This is a genomic window from Pseudarthrobacter sp. MOO13, from assembly GCF_058267655.1.
This window is the reverse complement of record NZ_CM177848.1, coordinates 2,307,364-2,328,275: the sequence shown is the minus strand read 5'-3', so window position 1 is coordinate 2,328,275 and position 20,912 is coordinate 2,307,364. Positions and strand designations below refer to the sequence as shown.

15 protein-coding genes, 1 tRNA gene and 1 pseudogene are annotated in these 20,912 nt (G+C 61.1%); 9 read left to right on the top strand and 8 right to left on the bottom strand.

Translation table 11 applies throughout. The features are described 5' to 3' along the window. Positions 1–143: 143 nt before the first annotated feature. A tRNA-Leu gene (locus tag AC4EEO_RS10745) sits at positions 144–225 on the top strand. A 240-nt stretch (positions 226–465) separates the two neighbouring features. Here AC4EEO_RS10745 and AC4EEO_RS10740 read toward each other — a convergent pair. From AC4EEO_RS10740 to AC4EEO_RS10720, 5 genes and pseudogenes are all read right to left on the bottom strand, one after another. Further along, a pseudogene (locus tag AC4EEO_RS10740) lies at positions 466–1,149 on the bottom strand (mandelate racemase/muconate lactonizing enzyme family protein); the annotation flags it as partial. Between the two features lie 133 nt (positions 1,150–1,282). Beyond that, the gene (catA, locus tag AC4EEO_RS10735; RefSeq protein WP_491329766.1) at positions 1,283–2,125 is read right to left on the bottom strand and encodes a catechol 1,2-dioxygenase; all 843 of its coding nucleotides are present in this window, start codon (positions 2,123–2,125) and stop codon (positions 1,283–1,285) included. A 41-nt stretch (positions 2,126–2,166) separates the two neighbouring features. Beyond that, positions 2,167–3,141, bottom strand: coding sequence for an amidohydrolase family protein (locus tag AC4EEO_RS10730; RefSeq protein ID WP_491338825.1), 975 nt, complete (start codon positions 3,139–3,141; stop codon positions 2,167–2,169). Between the two features lie 74 nt (positions 3,142–3,215). Continuing rightward, the gene (locus AC4EEO_RS10725) at positions 3,216–4,517 is read right to left on the bottom strand and encodes an FAD-dependent oxidoreductase (RefSeq protein WP_491329768.1); all 1,302 of its coding nucleotides are present in this window, start codon (positions 4,515–4,517) and stop codon (positions 3,216–3,218) included. Positions 4,518–4,541: 24 nt separating this feature from the next. Then, complete coding sequence (locus AC4EEO_RS10720; RefSeq protein ID WP_491338824.1) at positions 4,542–5,783, bottom strand: MFS transporter; 1,242 nt, start codon at positions 5,781–5,783, stop codon at positions 4,542–4,544. 224 nt (positions 5,784–6,007) lie between these two features. Here AC4EEO_RS10720 and AC4EEO_RS10715 point away from each other — a divergent pair, with 224 nt between their 5' ends. Continuing rightward, positions 6,008–6,883: a LysR family transcriptional regulator gene (locus tag AC4EEO_RS10715; protein WP_491329770.1), complete on the top strand. Its 876-nt coding sequence runs from the start codon at positions 6,008–6,010 to the stop codon at positions 6,881–6,883. Positions 6,884–7,090: 207 nt separating this feature from the next. On the opposite strand, the gene AC4EEO_RS10710 is transcribed toward AC4EEO_RS10715, so the two are convergent. Together AC4EEO_RS10710 and AC4EEO_RS10705 are read right to left on the bottom strand one after the other, a co-directional pair. After that, entirely contained in the window at positions 7,091–7,726 is a 636-nt protein-coding gene (locus tag AC4EEO_RS10710) for an IclR family transcriptional regulator domain-containing protein (protein ID WP_491329771.1), read from the bottom strand. 142 nt (positions 7,727–7,868) lie between these two features. Beyond that, positions 7,869–8,627, bottom strand: coding sequence for a sulfite exporter TauE/SafE family protein (locus AC4EEO_RS10705; protein ID WP_491329772.1), 759 nt, complete (start codon positions 8,625–8,627; stop codon positions 7,869–7,871). 333 nt (positions 8,628–8,960) lie between these two features. Between AC4EEO_RS10705 and AC4EEO_RS10700 the strand changes: the two genes are divergently transcribed. From AC4EEO_RS10700 to istB, 5 genes are all read left to right on the top strand, one after another. Further along, positions 8,961–10,208 carry an MFS transporter gene (locus AC4EEO_RS10700; RefSeq protein ID WP_491329773.1) on the top strand — a complete coding sequence of 416 codons (1,248 nt, stop codon included), beginning with the start codon at positions 8,961–8,963 and terminating at the stop codon, positions 10,206–10,208. A gap of 46 nt (positions 10,209–10,254) precedes the next feature. Next, complete coding sequence (locus AC4EEO_RS10695) at positions 10,255–12,702, top strand: glycoside hydrolase family 3 C-terminal domain-containing protein (RefSeq protein WP_491338823.1); 2,448 nt, start codon at positions 10,255–10,257, stop codon at positions 12,700–12,702. A 10-nt stretch (positions 12,703–12,712) separates the two neighbouring features. Next, the gene (locus AC4EEO_RS10690; protein WP_491329775.1) at positions 12,713–13,342 is read left to right on the top strand and encodes a TetR/AcrR family transcriptional regulator; all 630 of its coding nucleotides are present in this window, start codon (positions 12,713–12,715) and stop codon (positions 13,340–13,342) included. A 1,278-nt stretch (positions 13,343–14,620) separates the two neighbouring features. Continuing rightward, positions 14,621–15,838: an IS21 family transposase gene (istA, locus tag AC4EEO_RS10685; RefSeq protein WP_440745465.1), complete on the top strand. Its 1,218-nt coding sequence runs from the start codon at positions 14,621–14,623 to the stop codon at positions 15,836–15,838. Next, a complete protein-coding gene (gene istB / locus AC4EEO_RS10680; protein WP_440745464.1) occupies positions 15,838–16,626 on the top strand; it encodes an IS21-like element helper ATPase IstB in 789 nt (262 codons plus the stop codon). Before istA ends, istB begins: the two co-directional genes overlap by 1 nt. Before the next feature lie 254 nt (positions 16,627–16,880). Here istB and AC4EEO_RS10675 read toward each other — a convergent pair whose 3' ends face one another. Beyond that, on the bottom strand, positions 16,881–17,651 hold the full coding sequence (locus AC4EEO_RS10675) for an MBL fold metallo-hydrolase (protein WP_491329776.1): 771 nt from the start codon (positions 17,649–17,651) through the stop codon (positions 16,881–16,883). A 65-nt stretch (positions 17,652–17,716) separates the two neighbouring features. Here AC4EEO_RS10675 and AC4EEO_RS10670 point away from each other — a divergent pair, with 65 nt between their 5' ends. After that, positions 17,717–18,196 carry a MarR family winged helix-turn-helix transcriptional regulator gene (locus AC4EEO_RS10670; RefSeq protein WP_491329777.1) on the top strand — a complete coding sequence of 160 codons (480 nt, stop codon included), beginning with the start codon at positions 17,717–17,719 and terminating at the stop codon, positions 18,194–18,196. Positions 18,197–18,254: 58 nt separating this feature from the next. Beyond that, positions 18,255–20,795: an excinuclease ABC subunit UvrA gene (locus AC4EEO_RS10665; protein ID WP_491338822.1), complete on the top strand. Its 2,541-nt coding sequence runs from the start codon at positions 18,255–18,257 to the stop codon at positions 20,793–20,795. Positions 20,796–20,912: the final 117 nt, after the last annotated feature.

Below are 20,912 nucleotides of genomic sequence, written 5' to 3'. Positions count from 1 at the left end.
TTGGCTTGCAGGGTTTGTTTGCGGCGACGGCGGCGCGATTCTGGAATTCAGCCTATCTGCATGTAGAGTAATTCCGCGTACGTGAAGCGATCGCGTTGCTCACAGTCAGCTGTGGGCGTAGTGTTTCACTCCATGTATTCCGCGCCCGAGTGGCGGAATTGGCAGACGCGCCGCACTCAAAATGCGGTATCGAAAGGTGTGTGGGTTCGAGTCCCACCTCGGGCACAGTGTTTACGCAGGTCAAGGGCCTGTTTCTTCTTTGGGTGTTGACAAAAACGCCCAAAGTGTTGACAGCGGCGTACCGTTTTTGTGTGGCCAGCATTCGCAAACGCACCAAAAAGGACGGTTCATCGTCCTACATGGTGCTGTGGCGGGACCCGAAGAGCCGCGAGCAACAGGGCCTCACAGTCGCTAGTCTCACCGAGGCTGAAACCCTAAAGAGGTTGATGGACGCCAACGGCCAGTCCTTCGAAATCGTTCTTTGGCATCGCACGGTTCCTCCAGCAGTGTCAGGCCCAGTCCCTCTGTTCGGCGGAGAACTTCCAGGGCCTCGTTTGCGGTCCAGCCACGGTTGGCGTCGAGATAGATCTCGACGTCCTCCCCCAGCCCTTCGCGCAGTACGCGGCACGCCTCAATGTCGAGTGCGAGCGGCCGGCGCCCTACCTTGAGCTTGAAGGTGGTGATGCCGTATGTCTCGCCGAAGCGCTGTGCCTCGTCGAGTAGTTCTACCGCCGGGCGGAAGCCGAGCATGTGGCTGACCCGCATGCGGTCGGTGTAGCCGCCGAGGAGCTTGTGGACCGGTGTTCCGAGAGTCTTGCCGATCGCGTCCCATATGGCGATGTCGATGGCTCCCTTGGCGACGTGGTTGTTAACTGTCCGCCCCAGTACCGCGTGAATCCGTTCCCGGTCCAGAACCTCGGTGCCCAATAGCTGTGGAGCGAACACCTTGTCGATGATCGCCGTGATGGATTCCTGGGTCTCCCCGTAGGTGTAGGGGCGGGGAGGAGCGTCAGCGATTCCCACGACTCCGTCGTCCGTGTAGACGCGGATGAGGACGTGGTCGGCGGTGGCGACCTCGCCACTGGCGAATTTCAAAGGGTGCGTGTAAGGGATCGCATACGGGATCGCTTCGATCCGCTCGATTTTCACGGGGCGGTCCTTCCGGTCTCAGCCTAGGGTGTGGCAGCGCAAGAGGGGGTCTGAATGCTGGCGTGGGACGGGAACTTCCGTTGCGGGATCCAGGGACAGATCCCGCAACGGCAGCTCGGACCTTCGCTTCTGGTTAGGAAGAGGGGTCCAGGATGAAGTTGTAGCTGGTCTGAACTCCATGCCCATCGGGGCCAGGCTGGATGTCGAGCATGAGCTCTGGCTTGGTTGCGGTGGCGATGTCGTCCTCGTTGTGCGGGTCTCCCGGGAAGTAGAGCTGCGCGGTCAGAAGCTCGTGCCCTGGAGCTGAGACTTTCAGGTGCAGGTGGGCCGGGCGCCAGGCGTGCCAACCCGCAGCGTTGATCAGGTGACCGCATGCCCCGTCGGTTGGGATCTGGTACGGGGCCGGCTGGATCGTATTGATCTGGAAGTTGCCCTCCTCATCGGCGATGAACGTGCCGCGCAGGTTCCACTCGGGGATGTTCGGTGCGAACTGGGAGTAGAAGCCGTCCTCGTCGGCGTGCCACAGCTCGATCCTCGCCTTCGGGAGGGGGCTGCCGTCGGTGCTGCGGACCTGTCCTTGGAAGAGCAGCGGGGTGCCCTTCTCCTCAGGGCGCATGCCGATAGTTGCCGGGCTTTGGTGTTCCGGCGAGTTCGGGACGTAGTAGGGCCCTTCGATGGATCCCTTGTTGCCCTTGCGGTGACTGGTTGCGACCTCCTCGACGGAGTGCTCCAGCCAGACGTCCAGGAACAACGGCCATTCACCGTCCTCACCGACCTGGATCAACCAGGCCTTGAGAGCGTTGTACTCCTCGTACGTGACCCGTTCCTCGAGCACGATATCGTTCGCGGACTTAATCAGCCGGCCGGCGAGCAGGGCGACACGCTCTTGGTTGGCGGCTGCGCTGGTCTGCTTGTTCTCACGGAATCGCTGTGTTGCGTTAGCGCCGGAGGCGGCAGCGGTTGCTTGTGCGCTCATGTCTGGTGTTCCTAATACTTCAGGTGGGTGTCTTGGGGTCGCTAGAGCTTCAGGAGCTTCGCAGCGTTGGTGCGTGCGATCTTGGTCAGATCGTTTTCGTTGAGTTCCAGGTTGTCGAACCAGGTTGCAGCCTCGTCCATCCGCTCGAACGGGTAGTCGGAGGAGAACAGCAGCCGGTCTGCCCCGATTTCCTGGATGGTGTTGAGCAGTGCAGGGGTTCGGAAGTTGCCGCTGGTCGTGAGGTAGAAGTTGTTGCGCAGATAGTGTCCGAAGCTTTTCTCGATGGAGATGCCGCGGGGAGCGACGGCCACCCTATGATCGGTGCGCCAGATGTTGAAGGGCAGCAGCTCACCCAGGTGGCCGAGGATGATCTGGATTCCGGGGTGCCGGTCGAACAGTCCACTGCCCATCAGCCGCAGCGCGTGGGTACCGGTTTCGACGGAGAATGCCCAGGCGGACCCGTACAGCCACGGGTGTCCGTCGTACTGCGGGCTGCGTGAAGCCAGCGGGTCACGGGGGTGAAGGTAGAGGGGCACATCGAGTTCCTCGACCGTGGCCCAGAACTCGGCGTACCGCGCGTCGTCCAGGTACACCACCGTGTCCTCGGTACCGATCTGCGAATAGCCATTCACCAAGGCCCCGACAAGGCCCAGGTCAGTCACGGCGCGGCGCAGCTCCGCGACGGCGGCGTCGGGGTCCTGCATCGGAAGTGCTGCGAAGGAAGCGAATCGGTCCGGATTGTTTGAGACCTGTTTGGCGGCGTAATCGTTCAGTCGCTTCGACCAGTCCACGGCCTGCTCGGAATTGTGCAGCGACTGGATGCCGGGCGACAGCAGCGACAGCACGGACTTTTCGATTCCGCACTTGTCCATCAGGCGAAGCCGGTCTTCGTGGATGTCGAGCAGCATGTCCCGGCGTGCGGGCCATGCGTCGGCGGTGAAGTGCTCCGCGGACTGCTCAACGATGTTGGGGTCGGTAGCACCGAAGTGCTCTTCAAGGGCGATCTTGGCAACCATGAATGTTCATTCCTTTGGCATAGGTGAAGGGCGGTGTGGCCGTAGGGCCAGACCGAGAAAGGGTTGGGAGTGGGCTAGTAGGCAGCCACGTCGAGGTGAGCTGCCGAGCTGACGGGGAGCGGGAGTCGGGCATCCTGACGTTGGAGCTCTGCCTGCACCGTGTAGGTGTCGCAGAGCCTGTCCAAGGCGATGTGGGCGGCGGCGATCCCGGCCGCGTGGCCGGTGGCGAACGCTGTGCCCATGACCCTTAGTGATGACCCGGCTGCTTGGTCTCCGTCGAGGACTCGGCCGGCGGCGAAGAGGTTGGTCCGGTTTACGCTCTTGAGGCAGTCCAGGGGAATGCCGAAGTAGCCCGGGTCGGCGATGAATTTCCATATCGAGGGGACTCCGGGGCCGGGGTGGTATTCCATTGGCCAGGCTCCAATGGCTACGGCGTCTTCGCGGGGTTCCGGGAGGAGGATGTCTTCTTCCGTGAGGCGCAGGGGTGCGACGACGTGTCGGGATTCCCGGGTGCCGAGCTCGGGTCCGGTGGAGACGATGTAGGCGTTCTCGCAGCCGGGCACAGTTTTGAGCGCTTGGAGGTATGCCTGGGCCTGCAGGCGGGCGTGGGCTTCTGCGCGGCTGGTGTCCGTGGCGCTACGGGCGTCGTAGCCCTCGTCCACCAGGTAAGTGATGATGTCTCCGGAGAGCGGGAGTCGGGCGACGAGTCCGGTTTCGGCGAGGAGGTTCGGCATGCCGGCCGCCTTGCTGGCAGTGACCGCTTTCTTCAGTGCGGCGCGTCCGGCATCGACGTCCAGGGGTATGCCGCCGAAGCGGACTCCGAGGGTGCCGTTTTGGACTTTGCCGTCCCGGCCATATCGCACTTCCGCCCCGCTGTGGTGAGCGAGGTCTGCATCTCCGGTAGCGTCGACGAACGCGGCGGCTGTGAAGTAGTGCAGTCCTTCGTGGTCTGCGACGTTCACCGCGGTGATCGATCCGTTGTCATCTGTCTCGGCACCCACGATGAGGGTGTGAAGCCGAACGTCCACGCCCGCTTCCGCGCACAGCTCATCGAGGACGAATTTCACATCTTCTGGTTCGAAGACGACCGTGACCGCGTTGTATTTCCGTGGTTCGCTGACAGCCCCCAGCCCGCGGAGTCGGGCGTAGACCTCTTCCATCACGCCGAACACGACCTGCCGCTGGTCTTCCTGGGTGAAGATCCCGGCATAGGTGACCACATTGCGGAGGGTTGCGGCCCCGCCCAGGCAGGGCCCCTTCTCAAGGAGCAGCGTGCGCGCGCCGGTACGACTGGCGCCGATGGCTGCAGCCACTCCTGCCGAGCCGCCGCCGGCGATGATGACGTCGTAATGGTTGTCCAAAGTCTTGCCTTTCAAGGTGTTGCTTCAGGTGTAGAGGTGTTATCGGGCCGGCTCGGAGGCCGCTACCGGGACGTTTTTGCCACTGTTGGTGTTTGCCGGTCGGATTGCCAGCATGGGAATGACGGCGAGCAGGGGTCCTGCCGCCAGGGCGAGGAAGGCTAGCTGGAAGGAGGATGTGGCGCCGAAGATCATGCCGATGACGGTCGGGACGATGGTGCTGCCCAGTTGCCAGAAGGCGTTGATGCCGCCGGCGGCGGATCCGGCGAGTTTTTCTCCCGCAAGGGAGGGGATCATGGCGAGCATGATGGGGCTGTAGACGTAGGCGGCGATGCCCAGCAAAGGTGCGATCCAGAGGAACTGCACGTTGTTGGTGGCCATGCTGAAGGCGATCAGGGTGGCCGAGAATGCCAGCAGGATGATGATGGTGAGGTTACGTCGGGACATCTTGATGGCATCGGAAACGAAGCCGATGAGGGGCTTTGAAAAGATAGCTGCGGAGCCGAAGATCACGACGACGACGCCCGCCTGGACCGGGCTGATGCCGATGCCTTTGGTCATCAGGAGGTTGGACCAGGTGACGAACCCGTAGGTGCCCCAGAGGGCGCCGAAACCGGCCAGGCCGAGCATGAGGAGGTTCCTGTTGCGCAGGAGCGGCATGATCTGGGGCCGGGTTTTCTCTTGGGGTTCTGCTTGCCGTTTTCCGCCGCGCAGGAAGATCAAGCAGAGAATACCGAGGCCGAGGGAGATGAACCCGAACAGGTGGTAGGAAGTCCGCCAGCTTGATTGCTGAATCAGGGACGGGACCACGGCATTGGCGATGACGAGGCCCAGGGAGGTTGCCGTCATAAAGATACCCATTGCCGTGCCGCGCTTCTCCGGCCGGAACCAGTTGGCGATGAGCCGGACGCCTCCGCCGAATTCTGCGCCCGCGAACAACCCGATACAGGCTTGGAACACAAGGCCCATGTCTTTGGATGTCGATTCACCGAAGGCGAGCATGAAGGAACCAGAGAGCAATATGCTGAGCCCGACTATGAGCCGGCCACCCAGCCAGTCGGCAAGGAAACCACCGAAGAGGTTGGAAACGACGTAGCCGATGTAATAGGTGGTCGCGAACAGGCCCAGGCCGGCCACGGCAACGCCCAGGTCCTCGCCAACAAAGCCCGCCGCGGGGCCCCAAGTAGCGCGGTCAACCGAGGTCATGGTGAAAGCAGCCCAGGCCAATGTCAGGATCACCCAACGGTATGGTGACTGGCGGATCGCAGGTAGCGAAGTCGTCATTGACTTTCTTTCTTTGAGGCAATTAACAGAAGGATGAAAGGGCTGCTGCAGCTGGTCCCTGCTGTGACGGTCTAGAGTCGTTCCCATAACCAGGGGCCGCTTCTATGTCGCACATCACAATATAGAAGCCCTGAATTGCAGGTATCCAATACTCTTTTCCACGAGGGGGCATACCCTGAAGTTATGGGTCCACCACCTCAGATACTTAGTGGAGAGGAAGCGGCATGGAACTTCGGCAACTGCGCTACTTCGTGGCCGTGTTCAACCAGAAGTCGATTTCCCGGGCCGCTGAACAGTTGCTCATATCCCAGCCGGCCCTGACCAGACAAATCCGCCTCCTGGAACACGAATGCGGAACGCCCCTCTTCGAGCGGCTGCCGAAGGGCACATTCCCCACCCCCGCCGGCGTGGCCCTGCACAAACACGCGCTCACCATGCTTGCGATGGCCGGGTCTGCCAGAGAGGTAGCGCGCCAAGCTGGGCCAGTCAGGCAACCTGTTGCTGTTGGGCTGGCGCCGGGCCTGCCTTTCGAGTGGGTGGACCGGCTCCTGACGACGGTAAGTGCACAGGTTCCCTTGGCTGAGCTGGAGTTGACGGACGGAGACACGACAAGCCAGTTAAGGATGGTCCGGGAAGGGCGCCTTGATATTGGCTTGGTTCATCAGGAGCCTTCCCAGGACCTGGTCGGCGGCCATGTCCGGAAGGAGTTCTTCGGGCTCGCCTGCCGTCCGGGCCTTCCGGCGATTGGCGACGAGACAAGCTGCCGGCTGGCCGACGTTCATGACCAACCAGTGCTGATTCATTCCAGGGAGCAATTCCCCCTCGGCCATGACCGGCTGTTGGCAACCTCCCATGAGATGGGTTGGGCCCCAGCCTGGCGAATCGCCACGTTCAACGAGCACGCCCGGGCGTGTGCGGACTCCACGTCGTCCGTCGCCGTAATGCTGACCGAAGCAAGCGCACACCGCCTCCTGCCCGATTGGCACTGGAAACAACTCGTGGACCCAGCCATGGCCCTTGAGACATGGCTGGTCCGCCAACCCGTCACGCGTGGAATCGTCGAAAAAGTTGCCGACATCATTCTCGCAACATTCCAATAGAGGGAGCGCCGGTTCCAGCGAGAATGCCAACGGCCTTCTTCGCCAGTATTTTCCTAAAGGTATCGACGTCAACACTCTCGGTGCTGAAGAGAGTGGATGACCGCAATTGACCCCAATTATGGACAGTGAGGATTTGGGCATCAGCGTCTCCCGGAGGAGTCCCGGTGGCTCTGACGGTTGCCGCCCTTTATTACGCGATGACCGTTATTACGCGATGACCGTTCGAGTTCGGGTTTCCGACGAGTTTGTTGCTTCGGGTTCGTGGGCTGGCGGGTGTGGGTCCGTGGACAGCAGGCGGGTAAACCGGTGTGCTGCTTGGACGACGGCGGTAATAAGCTCTTCAGCTGGCGTTCCGGCGATGCGGTGGTTGGGAATCGTGGCTGTGACTGATCCGCCGACGGCGCCGTTAATGAAAAACGGGGCTGCTATTCCGTGCGCGTCGGGGACTCTTTCGCTGTCGGTGGTGGCCCAACCCCGCGTGCGGATGTCTTCCAGCTCTTCTGCCCGGGCATTGGCTTCATGGGTGATCGGTGCGCTCGTGGTCTGCGGTAGGTAGGCGAGGATTGCCTTGCCTGCCGCTCCTGCTGTAAGCGGTGTTTCCGATCCTTCATCCAGCACGTACCGGACATTCCGGGCGCACATGTGGGATCTGGCGATGTAGGCCCTTTCTTGGTAGGCGTCATAGAGGGCGAGCGTGATGGTTTCACCGGTCTGTTCGCTGAGGGACAGGAGGTCTTCGTCAACGATTTCAGACAGTTCGTGATTGGTGCCCAAGGCGGCGGACATCGCAGCAGGGTCGGGCCGATTGTCCAGGTGCGTTCGCGGCGTGTGCCCTCCCGACATGCGCATTTCCTGATTCGTTGGCCACGTCCCGCTCAGAATCGCCCTTGTGGGTGGGGACTTGGGCTGCTGGCAGGCGAAGATCGCGGCCGCAAAACCGCAGCGGCTCCGGCCCCCGGTCAGGTGGAACTTGATGCTCTTCCGGTCAGGATGTCGTTGCAGTAAGGATTACCCGAGTGATGGTGATAGCCGCCACCACTAGCACAAGGCCGGCGAATGATTTCTGCAGGACAGGCCCGCTGACCCGCTTGGATAGTTGCGCCGATACTAGCGCTGCCGCCATTGATGGCACTACGAATGCTACTGCTACTGCCCAGTCAGGACTCGTGGTTCCCGCGTGTGCAAGGATTCCGGCAAAAGAGTTGATGATAGCGATGACGAGCGAGCTTCCGATAGCCAGTCCAATCGGGAGACCGAGGATCAGCATGAGCGCCGGAACGGTGATGAAACCGCCTCCGATTCCGAGCAATCCGGTAAGGAAACCTACGAGCGCGCCCACAGCCAGCCCACGTACTAGCCAAAGCCTCGGGCGAACGCCAATGTCTTTGCCGCGTGGACGGCTCCTGAGCATCTGCGTGCCTGCGGCGATCATAAGGACCGCGAAGGCGAGCAGCACGACGTTCTCTGGAAGAGAAGCCCCTGCGAGTGTGCCAAGGAACGCGGTAGGGATTCCGGCGGCACTAACCGCCAGCACGGTCTGCCATTGCACGCCCGCGCGCAGACGCGGAAGGAGGGCGGCCACGGGTCCGACGGCGCCCATCACCAGTGACGTTGAGATAGCCGTCCCAAGAGGAATCCCGACCAGGTACACCAGTGCAGGGACCGCTAGGATTCCGCCTCCTGCGCCCAGTAGTCCCGTTAGTCCGCCGATGACCAAACCAAGTATTCCAACGCTGATCAGCATCGTATTGACTCCTATCACTCGTTGAATTTTCGAGGACGCCACTCCGGCCGCCTTTGACGGGCAAGCATATTTCGGGACGCATATGGCCGGCTTACGGCCCCAAGCATACAGACCGAGTACTCGGTCTGTAAATACCGCCAGGCGGGTCGGCGCAGTAACTTCCAGCTAAGTGAGGGTGAGTATGGGCAAAAATCTTTCCCAACAGACCGAGTGAACGGTCCGTTTCGTGATATTGTGGTTTCCATCACGTCGGGACTTGGTACTCCGGTCCCTCACCACACATAGAAAGCGATGAGACCCATGGTTGTGTCTGATCCGGCTGCAGGAGCGACGTTGCCGTCCCCTGTTGTCTCTGTCCCCAAAGAAAAGGCCAAGGCCAGCGTTATCGCCGCCATGGTGGCCGCCCGACTGGGAATCATGCTTGCTCTGAGCACTCCGGCGCTGGCCGGAATGACCCTCAAGGTGCAGACCTTGGTGGCTCCTGGCGACGTGGCCCTAACGCTTGGCTCGGTCATTTCCATGGGGGCCTTCGCGGCACTCTTTTTTGATCCGGTGTTTGGCCGGCTCAGTGACCGTACGGTAGGCCGATTCGGGCGCCGGCGCCCTTGGCTCGTCTTCGGTTCTTTGGGGTTGCTGGCGAGCCTGGTGGTTATCGCTCTCGCGCCGAACGTCGTAGTCCTGGGCCTTGGATGGTTCTTCGCTCAGGCACTTGGCAACGCTGCGGTTGCCGCGCACACCGCGTCCCTGGCAGACCAGATTCCGCAGTGGCAGCGCGGCAAGGTCAGTGGGATGATCGGCATCGCCCAGCAAGCTGCCGGACTGGGCGCAGCATATTCTGCGAGCTTCCTGGGCCAAAACATGCTCCTTCTCTTTCTCGTGCCGGGAGTCGTAGGACTGCTGCTCGTGGCTGTCTTCGCCTTTGTGCTGCCAGACCAGCCAATGTCCCGTCGCCCAGCATCGGAAGGGGGGTTGCGCACCGTTCTGAAGACTTTCTGGGTCAACCCTGCCAAGCACCCTGACTTCGCCTTCGCCTGGATCTCCCGCTTCCTCGTGGTGCTGGCGATGTTCATGTTTGTCACTTTCCGTCTCCTCTACCTGCAGCAGGACCTGCAGCTGGAGAAAGCCGATGCCGTCAGCGTTATGGCGACCGGCGTGCTCATCTACACCGTGGCACTCATGATCGCCGGCCAGGCCGCAGGCTGGCTTTCGGACCGACTTGGACGCCGCAAGGTCTTCATCTGGGTCTCAGCCGTCATCTTCGGCCTCGGCACATGGATACTCAGCCAAGCCGGCTCAGCATCCGGTTTCTACTGGGCCGAACTTGTCATTGGCATAGGTTTCGGCGTCTACGTCGCAGTTGACCTTGCCCTCGTAGTCGATGTTCTTCCCAGCCCCGATGACGCCGCCAAAGATCTGGGAGTATTCAACATCGCCATGGCAGGACCCCAAACCATTGCGCCGGCGATCTCGGCAGCGCTGCTCGGACTCGGTGGAGGCGGTTATGACCTCCTGCTTACCGTGGCGGCTGCCGTCGCGCTACTTGGCGCACTGGCCATCCTCCCTGTGAAGAAGGTCCGCTAAGCGGCTGCGTCTACTACAAGCGCACAAACAGGACAGGAGTCCACGAATGAGTAGTAACACGAGCAACAAGGCAATTGAAGATGCAATCGCAACCCTGGACCTGACTTCAAAGGTCAAGCTTCTCTCGGGTGCCCGGATGTTCAGCCTCTGGGGTGAGCCCGCAATCGGGCTTGAGGAAATAGTTATGTCGGATGGGCCAACAGGGGTGCGAGGGCCACTGGTTGTCGGTGGACGGGTCAGCTGCCTGTTGCCGAACGCGACCCTCATTGCCCAGAGCTGGAATGTGGACGTCATGGACGAGGTGGGGGAGATTCTCGCCGATGAAGCCGAGGACCAACAGACGCATGTGGTTCTTGGCCCAACTGTGAATCTCCATCGAACTCCGCTGGGCGGTCGCCTCTTTGAGTGCTTCAGCGAGGATCCCGTTCTCACGGGCCATCTCGGGGCAGCTTACGTGCGCTCCCTTCAAAAGCGTGGCATCGGCGCAACGCCGAAACACTTCCTGGCTAATGAATCCGAAACCGAACGAACAACCGTGGATTCCGTGGTTTCGGATTCTGCACTCCGGGAACTGTATCTGCTGCCCTTCCAGATTATTGTCGAGGATGCCCAACCGTGGACGATCATGGCCTCCTACAACCGCATAAACGGAACCACCGCCACCGAACACGATCAGCTCCTGAACAAGATCCTGAAGGAGGAGTGGGGATTCGATGGGTTGGTGATGTCCGATTGGCTCGCGACCAAAACGGCGGTCGAGAGCGCTAACGGAGGCCTTGACCTCGTCATGCCAGGCCCGGATACCCCGTGGAGTCGGTCCCTTGTGGCGGCGGTGGTAGCCGGCGACGTTACTGAGGAAACAATAGACGATCATCTTCGCAGGCTCCTGAGGCTCGCCCACCGGGTGGGTGCCTTCACTGGCACCCGCACTTGGGCGCGGAATGTGCCTAGCCCCGACAGTCCAACACTCCGCGAGCAGCTCCGCCGGCTCGCCGCCGGCGGCATGTCGGTGCTGGTCAATCGTGACAGAACCCTCCCGCTCAGCAAAGATTCTGACGAGCGCATTGTGGTCATCGGTCGCCATGCCATTGACACAGTCGCGCAAGGTGGCGGATCGGCTATCGTGAGGCCGCCATACGTTATCAGCGCCGCGAAGGGCATCACCGAGGCCCTTGGCAAGGATCGCGTGACCGTCGTGGACGGCGTCCAGACCCGAACGCAATGGTTGGCAGCGAATCCCGATCTTGTTAGGGATCCGGTAAGCGGAACACGGGGAGCACGCGCACGCACGTTTGATAAGGAAGGAAATCTGCTCAAGACCCGTCACCTGGACGTTCCAGAGTTGGAAATCAGCGCGGAAAGCTGGGCTGCAGGGGCAGCGTCCATTGAGCTCTCCGCGGATTTGGCCATCGATCGGCGTGCCAAGATGATGATTGGCAGCCGGGGGGCCGGCAACTGGACAATTTCTACTCCTGGACACAGCGAATCGGTACGGACGCCGTTCCACAACGGTCCCGGCGGCGGCTTTTTCCGTCCAAAAAGCCACGCCGTACCGTTGGAAGTCGAACCGGGTGCCCGCATAACCGCCGTCACGGACGCCGAAGACGAAAACCGCCTCATCGGGCTGGTGGTAGAGCCTGCATTGAAGAACAGTGCAGCAGCCATCCGCGACGCCGTCGCGGCCGCTGCAGGGGCGGACACGGCCATCGTCGTCGTCGGCAATACCCAGGAACAAGAAACGGAAGGGCAGGACAAAAACACCCTCGCACTCCCAGGTGACCAGGATGCCCTGGTCGCCGCAGTGGCCGCAGTGGCAAAACGCACAGTTGTTGTTGTCAACGCTGCCACGCCCGTGCTGATGCCGTGGATCGCGGATGTGGACGCCGTACTGTTTGCTGGTCTGCCCGGACAGGAAGCAGGCAACGCCATCGCTGCCGCGCTGACCGGGGACATTGAGCCCGCCGGCCGTCTGGTGACAACCTTCCCGGCTCAGGATGGCCAAGGACCGGCATGGTCCGTCACGCCACGCGACGGCAAGCTGTCCTACACGGAGGACACCGACGTCGGGTATCGGGGCTGGAGCCGGTCCAAGGACAAGCCCCTGTTCTGGTTCGGCCACGGACTCGGGTACACCGAGTGGGAATACAAAAAAGCGGAAATCACTGCCACCCAAGAGGAAAATGTTACTGCCGTTGAGGTGACCCTCAGGAATACCGGAGAGTACCCCGGAACGGAAACTGTCCAAATTTATCGTTTCCCGGATGATCCGACCGTTCCGCCTCGGCTCATCGGCTGGCGCCAGGCGCATCTCCAGCCGGGCGAGGAAGCCACCATCGAGGTCAGCTGCGACAGCCGGGCGCAACGGGTTTGGCATACTCCGTCATGCCAATGGAAGGAAATCACAGGAGGCCGGATCGTGGTCGCCCGTGGCCTTGGCGATGTCAGACTTGAACTGTCTCTCGTTCAGAACACAGCCGTGACGGCTGGGACTTAAAGGAGTAAGCATGTCGTATCCAGCGGGATACCGGATCGAACGGGAACGCCCCCGACGGCGAAGCAGCGGCGAAGCCGCGCGACTCAAGGCCATCCATGCCGCGATCGAGCTTTTCGCCGTCGGCGGTTACGGCGGAACATCCATTGCCGACGTCGCCGCCAAAACGGGACTTTCTCAATCCGGACTGCTCCACCACTTCCCTTCTAAAACGGCTTTGTTGACAGCCGTCCTTGAGCACCGTTCCAAAGAGGACACAGATTTTCTTTTTGGTGGGGAACAGGCCCCTCTTGGGTGGGAGGCCTTCGACGCCCTCGTCTCGCTCGTGGCCCGCAACTCCACACGTCCTGACTGGGTAGGGCTCTTTGTCAGGCTATCGGCGGAGGCTACCGAGCCCGGACACCCAGCACACCAGTGGCTCCTGGATCATTACAGCAGCCTGCGCCAGTGGCTCAGCGAAGCCCTCGAACAAGGCAAGATCCAGGGCGACGTCAAACAAGACGCCCCCGTGACCTTCCTTGTGAACAACACCATTGCCGTCATGGATGGCATTCAGCAGCAATGGCTGTGCGCCCCCGGAAGTTTCTCAATGGTGGCACAGTTCAGAAACTTCATCCAGAGCATCAAGACAACCTGGAGCTAGAAAGCCCTACAAAGAGGAAGCTTAGGCTACAAGCAAAACTTCCCCTTTGTAGAAGCGCAACAATGGGGAAAGTCCAGGAAGACGCAAAAACTCTAAGAACAGCACTCGCCATAGGACGAGTTGGAACGATGAGAACTAAGGGGCACGAAGACCAGTGATAGACCATCACAACTCTTATCAAAGTCATTTAGGCGGGCCCAGTACCGCGCCCGCGCTCCATGGGCTGTTTACTTGGAGCCCTTCCCGCCGGCAGCGGGTATCAGTTGACCCATCACCCGCCTGTGCTCAGCTGACATGAAGGTCGCTTGCCTCGAAAAACGGCGAGTGCACACTGCCCTTCTCGCTGGAGCCAACCAGGAGATGATATTCCAATCCAACCTCCCAGTTGCCCGACACTACGTCGAGAACCTTCTCGCCGCGTTCTTTGATTCGCTGAGCAGAAGAGATCGGGCAGGGCTAAATACTGTGCTCCAGGGTGGAAGGACACTGGCGGAGGATGCTGACGGCGAGCTCTATCTCTTGACTCCCGAAGAAACAATCGACCGACTCGTCCAGGACAACATCAGCACTTTTATCACAACAAGCAACCTCAGCCTTCGGCACGACGGCCCCACCGTTCAATACACGGGCACATACCAATGCTGGAAGACAGAAACAGCACCGGAGTGTTTGAATCTCGGCACCTTTCATGGCCGCCTGATCACTGGCCCGCAGGTATGGAGATGGTCCGAGCACGTATTCGATTACCTACCCTAGGTCCACCCGTCCACTCTGATCACTGATCGAGCGATAGACGGTCGATAACTACGCCAGAAAAGGGCGAAGGGACACAAACCGGGAGCCTGAATGGGAGCGGCTTACGCCAGGGATCCCGTTTCAGAAGTCACTGCTCATCAGCCGTGGCCGCGCCTTCTCGAATCGATTTCAGCGTGGGTCGACTTAGCCCGGGGCCCTACCACCTCAAGACTGATGTCGCCAACGTCGTGCCTGGGTGTATCCGAGGCGAACTTTGGAATCCCCATTGCTCTTAAGCTTGCGCCGAGGCCCGCCGGGACGAGATGCAAGCAGCCCGGGATGCTCATTACTGCAAGGCAGGGTTGTTACTGCACGCGGACTCGAGAAAAAGTACGAGGCATGCCACTAGTCCCTAGCCGGCGGTCGGTTATGAGGCTGAACGTCAATGTCTGTCAGTCGCGCTGTCGCACTGTCGGTGACGGTCGAAAACTGAGCCATTGTGACGGTTGAAAACTGAGCCACCCGTTCCAAACGATTGGGTGGGTGATCACAGTGGAGGATTGGGCGCTTATTCGGCGGTTGCATCTTGCCGAGGGTGAGTCGATGAGGTCGATAGCGGCACGGTTGGGGATCTCCAGGAATACCGTCGCGAAAGCTGTCAGTGCTGATGGTCCGCCGGCGTACGTCCGTGCGCCGCGGAACTCCGGGATCAAAGCTGTGGAACCGGCAATTCGTGCGCTGCTGCTGGAGAACCCGCGGATGCCGGCGACAGTATTGGCTGAGCGGGTGGGCTGGTCCGGATCGGCAGCCTGGTTCCGGGAGAACGTGGCCAGGATCCGGCCGGAATATGCCCCAGCTGATCCTGCAGACCGGGTTAGCTACGAGCCCGGGGACCAGGCGCAGTGCGACCTGTGGTTCCCTGAGGTCCGAATACCCGTTGGCGCCGGCAAAGCCAGGGTGCTGCCGGTACTGGTGATGGTCTCCTCCCATTCGAGGTTCATCATGGCCCGGATGATCCCGTCCCGGATGACCGGGGACCTGCTGGCCGGAATGTGGGAACTGCTCGGTGGATTGGGGGCTGTTCCGCGGCGGCTGATCTGGGACAACGAAACCGGCATCGGCCGCCGGAACAGTTACGCTGCCGGCGTTTCCGCGTTCGCCGGTGTCCTGGCCACCCGGGTCGTGCAGGTCAAACCCTACGACCCGGAAACCAAGGGCGTGGTCGAACGGGCCAACCAGTTCCTGGAGACGTCCTTCCTGCCGGGCCGAATCTTCACCTCGCCGGAAGACTTCAATAATCAGCTCGGGCAGTGGCTGCCGAAGGCTAACGCCCGGATGGTCAGGCGGATCGGCGCCCGGCCCACGGAGCTGCTCGCAGCGGACAAAGCAGCCATGCTGGCGCTGCCGCCGGTTCCACCGGTGACGGGATTCGTCGCGCGGGTCCGCCTGCCGAGGGACTACTACGTCAGGATGGGATCAAATGATTACTCCGTTCACCCGCAGGCCATCGGCCGGTTCGTCGACGTCACCGCGGACCTGACGACCGTCATGATCAGCCTGGACGGCAGATCCGTCGGCACCCACCCTCGGTCGTGGGGCTCCGGACTGACCATCACCGACCCGGCCCACGTCGAGGCGGCAAGGGCATTGCGGAAGGCCTTCCAAACCCCACCGCCCGCGGGCGAAACAACCGGGCTGCGGGACCTGGCGGACTACGACCGCGCCTTCGGTGTGGTCCTCGATGACGGGCAGGTCGCCTGATGGCCAACGTCAAAGAAACGACTGGCCAGATCGAGTACTACTCCCGGGCGATGAAGGCACCCCGGATCCGGGAAGCAGCAACCCGGCTCGCGGACCAGGCCCGTGAAGGAGGCTGGAGCCATGAGGAATACCTCGCCGCTGTCCTGTCCCGGGAAGTCGCAGCCAGAGAAGCCTCCGGCGCCGAGCTCAGGGCCCGGGCAGCTGGTTTCCCGGCCCGGAAATCACTCGAGGACTTCAACTTCGATCACCAACCCGGCCTCAAACGCGACACCATCGCGCACCTGGCCACCGGCGCGTTCCTCACCGAAGCGTCCAACATCGTCCTGCTCGGACCGCCCGGCACCGGCAAAACACACCTCGCCACCGGGCTGGGCTTACGAGCCACCCAGCTCGGTCACCGCGTCCTGTTCGCCACCGCCATCGACTGGGTCGCCCGGCTCCAGGCAGCCCACCAGAACGGCCGGCTGCCCCAAGAACTGGTCAGGCTACGCCGCTACGGACTGATCATCGTCGACGAAGTCGGCTACATCCCGTTCGAGCAGGACGCCGCGAACCTGTTCTTCCAACTGGTCTCATCGCGCTACGAACACGCCTCGCTGATCCTGACCTCAAATCTGCCCTTCGCCCGCTGGGGCGACGTCTTCGGCGACCAGGTCGTCGCGTCAGCCATGATCGACCGCATCGTCCACCACGCCGAAGTCATCACCCTCAAGGGCTCCAGCTACCGGCTCAAACACACTCAGGTCGACTCGCTGCCCTCGACAAGACCGGAAAATACGGCAGAATAACCAACGTCAAAGTGGCTCAGTTTTCAGCCAGCGAAATGGCTCACTTTTCGACCAGCGCTGACACGCACAAGGTCTCGTCGGCGCGGAAGCGCTGCACAGGGTCCTGACGTGCGCGAAGGAAGCATGTTAGCGGCTTCCCTGGCAGATCAGGCCCTCTTTTCGGGCTCCATGCACCGCACTGGTACTTTTGCCTCCTTGAGGAGCTGCCATTCCGTCAGTTGTCACTTGAGCGGCCAGCAGCCGGCCGGATTGTCCTAGTCGAAGCTGAGACGATCCCCCAGGCCGGCAGCAGAGAAGGCGTCAACCAGCTCTTGGCGCCCGCCACTGAAGTGTGCCCATCCTTCAAAGTGGGCCGGCACAACCCGACGGGCCCCGAGGACCTTCGTGGCTTGGGCCGCCATCGCGTTGTTGATGGTCACGAGCGCACCATCGAAGAATGGTTTGTGCCTAACACCGCCAATGAAGAGCACTGCGATGTCCACGGGGCCATGCCGCTCTGCGATCTGCTCGATGCACTCCATCGAAGCGTTGTCTCCACTGATGTATACGCTGGGGTGGCCGGCGGCAGTGAGCAGGAAGCCAATGACATCACCAGATATTGATTCATTGCCCTCGGGGCCATGGAGTGCGGGTAACCCAGTGATCGTAACTTCTGTTCCGTCGGGTGCGGTCAGGTGAACTTCTCCCCAGAACCCGAGCCCCCTGGACGACCCGCCGAGACGTCCTGCCCCGCTGATTGTCGTCAGCGTCAGGGGGACGTGGCCGATAAATTCCCGACCACTATGGTCGAGGTTATCGTCGTGTTCGTCGTGCGAGAGAAGTACGGCGTCAACATGTCCAACCTTTGCCGGGGGCACGGTGGAGGATGATGTCTTAATCAACGAAAAACCAGGGACCGGGGTGGGGTACTCGCCCGGATCATCAAAGGTTGGATCCGTCAGAAATCGCAACCCCGCGTACTCGATCAGCACGGTGGGGCCGTTCAACACTCTTATCGGTACCTCGGCAGCATGAGCGGTGGTCACGTATTGCTCCTTCAAAGCATCAGATATTTCCTTGGAAGAATCTTCCGTGAAAACTATACTAGGGTGTGTCCAATAAGCTGTCGATGCGACTGAAGGGTGGGCTTGTGGCCGAACTGAAAGACCTTTACCACGACCTGGTGCGTTTTGAAACTGAACTGTGGGCGGCTTTGGATGTAAGGCTCCGCCGGGACTGCGGGCTGCACCTGACTTGGTTCGAGGTCATGCAGTTCCTCTCGGTTACGCCCCGACGGCGCGTTCACGACATCGGGAAAGAATTCGCGATCTCCGCTGGAGGCGTCAGCAAAGTGATCGACCGGATCGAAGAGGCCGGCTACTGCCGCCGTCTTCGGAATCCGGACGATCGACGATCATCGCTGCTCGAACTCACAGAGTCCGGTGAGGCGAAGCTTCAGGCGTCGATACCAACATTTGAGGATGAACTGGAGCGCCGCTTTAGCGCCGTACTCGGGCGCGCGGAACTGGAGCGGATGTCCTTGAACCTGAAGCTGCTTAGGGCCAGCGCTCCGGTCCGAAACCCAGTGTGAAGTTAGTTTCCCTGGGAAGGAACTGGTAGGGCACCGAAGAACCTATGACAGGAGACCGATGGCGGAATTTAAGGATGTCAGCGCGAAGACACCGCTGGCTATAGAAGTTCGGGGCGCCAGGGTTCACAACCTGAAGAACATCGACATCGCCGTACCGGCCCGCCAACTGGTCGCGATCGGGGGAGTGTCGGGATCAGGGAAATCCTCGCTGGCGATGGGGGTTCTATACGCTGAAGGCTCCCGCCGCTACATAGAAGCGTTATCCACGTATACTCGCCGGCGCATGTCGCATGCACCCCGGCCGGCAGTCGATTCCGTCCGGCATGTTCCCGCGGCACTCGCACTGCGTCAGCGTCCTGGTACGCCGGGCGTCAGGTCTACCTTCGGAACGTCGACAGAGCTGCTGAACGTGTTGCGCCTCATGTTCTCCCGGCTCGGCTCGCACTTATGCCCGAACGGCCACCGGCTGGCACCAACAATTGAGGTGGCACAGGATAAGGACCTTGTGTGCCCGAAATGCGCAGTGGCGTTCTACCCGCCAGGCGCCGAGGTACTGGCCTTCAACTCGGACGGGGCATGCCCGGCATGTTCCGGCACCGGCGTCGCCTGCGGAATCGACGAGGCCTCGCTGGTTCCTGACCATGACAAGAGCATCGATGCAGGCGCGGTGGCGCCGTGGTCCATGTTCGGCCTGACCGTGATGCCCCGTGTTGCCGCTGACCTCGGCGTCCGCACCGACATCCCATACCGCGACCTTACAGACGATGAACGCTGGATCGTCATGCAGGGCCCTGCGGAACAAAGGCGTGTCACCGTGCCATCGAAGAACGGAAAACTGTTCGAACTCAACTTCACCTACCGCAATGCGCGCCAGGCAGTGCAGGAAGCCCTCGATAACGCGACAACTGAGAAAGGCTTGAACCGGGTCGAACGATTCATCACCGCGGCCACCTGCCCAAACTGTCACGGCACCCGACTCAGCGAGAAGGCCCGAGGTAGCCAGGTTATTGGTTTGAATCTCGCTGAGGTCACAGCCATGACCCTGGAAGAGGTGATCTCTTGGGCATCTATCGTTCCTGACAGCTTGCCAGGGGCAATGCGGCAGATGGCCACAAACCTCGTCGCAACGCTTCAGAACATGGCCGTGCGCCTCATCGATCTCGGGCTGGGCTACTTAAGCCTTGACAGGACCAGCTCAACTCTATCCACTGGTGAACGACAGCGGGTGCAATTGGCCCGGGCTGTACGCAACGAGACCACCGGGGTCCTGTATGTCCTTGACGAACCCTCGATCGGGTTGCACCCGGCCAACGTAGACGGCCTTACCGGCGTCATGCGCGACCTGCTGAAGGACGGCAACTCAGTCGTCCTTGTCGATCACGATGTCCAGGTCCTGCGGCAAGCAGACTTTGTTATTGAGATCGGTCCGGGCTCTGGTCCGCAGGGTGGCACGGTCCTGGCTGCTGGAACTGTCGGCGACATCGGAACAAATCCCGCATCACTCCTAGGCGGGTTTCTCACCGGGAAGGAGCCGGTTATCGTCCGCGAGCGTACGGCGCACGGTACGGTTTTCCACCGAGGCGCCATTCACCTCGAAACAGCCCCTCTGCATACCGTCAAGGCCTTATCTGCCGACATTCCTCTTGGGCAGCTCACTACCGTCACCGGGATGTCCGGCTCGGGCAAGACAACGCTTATCCTCGAAAGCCTTGTCCCCGCCCTCCAGACCGGGAAGAACTCGAAAGCCCCCGCACATGTCAAAAGCATCGACGTCGCGGGGATCGAGCAAGTCCACGTCGTCGACGCAACACCCATCGGGGTCAACGTACGCTCCACCATCGCCACCTACAGCGGGATAATGGATGATCTGCGGCGGGCATTCGCATCCCTGGGAGCCGCTAAGGACCGTGCGTTGAGCGCCGCCGATTTTTCCTACAACACCGGCTCCTTGCGGTGCCCGCTCTGCGAAGGGACCAGCCAGATCGTCCTTGACGTGCAATTCCTGCCCGACGTTGACATTGAATGCCCCGACTGCAACGGAACGCGTTATGCACCCGAGACTGGCGACATTCGACGCCCGTCGCAGCAGAAGCCTGAAGGGTCCGGAGTGTCGCTGCCGGAACTGCTGGACATGTCCCTCACCGAAGCGCTCACCAACCTCCGGGATATCCGCAAGGTCCGAAAAAAACTCCAGGCACTTATTGATCTAGGACTGGGGTACCTCACCCTTGGACAGGGTACTCCTGCACTCTCCGGAGGAGAATCACAGCGGCTCAAGCTCGCTACGGAACTCCATCGAGACCAACACAAAGCCATCTTCGTTTTCGACGAACCCAGCGTCGGCCTCCACCCCCTCGATGTTCGAACCCTCCTGGGAGTTCTGCAGCGACTCATAGACAAAGGTGCAACCGTCGTCGTGATTGAACACGACCTGGACGTGATCGCGAACGCTGACCACATCATAGATATGGGGCCCGGCGGTGGTACCGCAGGCGGCCGCATCATCGCAACAGGTTCACCCGACGAGCTCGCGAATAACCCCTCCAGCATCACTGGGCGCTACTTGCGCGAGCACCTTTCGTACCGCTCAAACAATTGAATTCGCAGCGTCATCACCTATGAAGAACACAGCCGACACCCCTCCTTTACCGCCGTTGCCGGCGCGATCACGATGATCGTTGCGATGCTCGCCATGACAGCTGGAGATGTGCGGGCA